Source organism: Borrelia crocidurae (assembly GCF_000825665.2).
Taxonomy (GTDB): domain Bacteria; phylum Spirochaetota; class Spirochaetia; order Borreliales; family Borreliaceae; genus Borrelia; species Borrelia duttonii.
Genome location: NZ_LN609267.1, coordinates 748097 through 748328, shown reverse-complemented (window position 1 = coordinate 748328; position 232 = coordinate 748097). Strand labels below are relative to the sequence as shown.

The 232-nt window shown below is 23.3% G+C and carries 1 pseudogene; it reads right to left on the bottom strand.

Annotated elements, in window-relative coordinates:
- A pseudogene (locus tag BN1173_RS04675) lies at positions 1-232 on the bottom strand (hypothetical protein); the annotation flags it as partial.

Sequence of the window (232 nt, the reverse complement as noted above, 5' to 3'; positions counted from 1 at the left end):
GATGTAACGGATTTAGAATAATTCTCAACAAGTTGTTCACTAACATTTAAAAATAAAATATTTTCATAAAAACTTCGAACATCAAAACAAGGAACATATTTTTTTGGTGTTAACACTGGATTTTCATAATAAATTTTAAAAACATCTAAATAAGGCAAGGTTTTTGACAAATTAATAAGTTTTATAATAATACCCAACATATTTTTAAAAATAGAATCGACATCCAAAAGGT